Origin of the sequence: Protofrankia sp. CiP1_Cm_nod2 (assembly GCF_920664355.1) — a bacterium.
Lineage (GTDB): Bacteria > Actinomycetota > Actinomycetes > Frankiales > Frankiaceae > Protofrankia.
This window is the reverse complement of the sequence record NZ_CAKKTL010000095.1, coordinates 17,373-18,994: the sequence shown is the minus strand read 5'-3', so window position 1 is coordinate 18,994 and position 1,622 is coordinate 17,373. Positions and strand designations below refer to the sequence as shown.

The 1,622-nt window shown below is 63.7% G+C and carries 1 protein-coding gene; it reads right to left on the bottom strand.

Features of this window, described 5'->3' with window-relative positions:
• On the bottom strand, positions 1-1,588 hold a 1,588-nt coding region (locus NBW84_RS12545; protein WP_250284761.1), incomplete at its 3' end, for an nSTAND1 domain-containing NTPase.
• Between the last annotated feature and the right edge of the window lie 34 nt (positions 1,589-1,622).

Below are 1,622 nucleotides of genomic sequence, written 5' to 3'. Positions count from 1 at the left end.
CAGCAAGCCGCGGTGCGATCTTCATCGTATGGCGTGCTGCGAGGTCACCCTCAAGTGTCGGTGCGCGCGTGAGCGATTCAGCGGCGAGCAGGGCGGAAACCGCGCGCGGGACGGTCCGGGTGGAAAGAACGAGTTCCGCCTGGGCAGCCAACCGGAGGGCTTCCGCCCGGTTGACCAGCGCCTGGAGGTCGGCGATCCGTTGCGCATGATCTCTTGCGCTCCGTTCCACCAGGCCTCCGATGTGGGACGGAACCTCGGACGGACGACGCAGCAGCCAGCTCTCCGCTTCGGCGATCCGGTTTTCCGGAATCGGATCACCCCGCTGATACAGCTCCTCCATCCTGGTACGCCAGCGGACGAAGTCGGCATTCTCCGCCACCAGATGAGCGAGCCTCTCCCATCCGCCGATGAGAGCCTCATGCGTCAGTTCGGCTGTCGGAACGCCGTCATCATCTGTGCCAAGGGACACGAGGCGTCCCTTGGACAGCCGATCGAGAGCAGCCCAGTCCGCCCCGGTGTCGCCGCGACGGGCGATGCGCCGCGTCGCCGGTGCTTGATCGAATTCTGTGCGTACGAGGCTGAGCAGTGTTCGATGAAGAACTTCTTCGGGCACCCCGTCACCAAGAAGACTTGCGGCAATCCGTTCGGCATGTGCGCCAAGCGCACCTGTGACCCCGCCGATCCTGCTGTATTCCTCGTGTCGCAGCCTGCCGGCATATTGCAGATCCCACAGTTGGGACACGGTGAATTCGACCAGGGGCAACGTGCCCTGCTCGCTTCCCGCATCCTGCAGGATTCTTTCCACCAGGCCGTCCGCATACTTCACGCCGCGGCTTTCGGCGGGCTGAATGATCGCTTGTCGTAGTTGCGTGGATGTCATCACCTGGAGGGGAAACATCCGATCGTTCAGGCTTGCCTCCACTGAAGGGTGTGAGAGAAGATCGTTTACGAAGTCCGCTCGCAGCGAAATCAGGATACGTGCTGGTATCGCCGCTCGCGGAGGTTCCCGAAGAACGAGTTCCACCAGGCCCCGGGCCTGCTCCCCGTCATCCGTCAGGCATTCTTCGAACTGGTCGGCGATGAGCAGAACCTGTGTATTGCGTATCGCCGCAAGTGCTTCGAGTGACTCCCACGGATCGCCCGCGCCCAGACGCGCGCCGCGGGTTCGTATCCGGTCAAGACGCAGCTCGTCTGACGGGTCGTTGCTTTCGGCGCGCAGGAGTGCGGCGGCCAGGGCGTCGAGCGGGCGAGCGCCGGGTCGGAAGGGCACCACCATCCATGATTTCTGGCTGCGCAGTAGTGGAATCAACCCCGCCTGTACCAGCGAGGTCTTTCCGACTCCGGATGGCCCTGTCAGGCAGACCAGAGTATTCGCGCGAACCCGTGCGGCGAGCTTCTCCGCCTCCTCACCTCGACCGACAAACAGATGTGCGTCCTGCTCCCGAAAAGCGCTGAGCCCCCGATAGGGGGACGCCGGGATGACTCGGCATACATCAGGCCATGCCTCGGTCAGGCGTCGGACCGGAATGGCATAAGCGTCTTCGGACCTGTCGTCTCTCGAGGCTGCGGAGAACAGGCCGAGGACCACGCCGTCACCATCGAAGACAGGGGAGCCGCTGTAG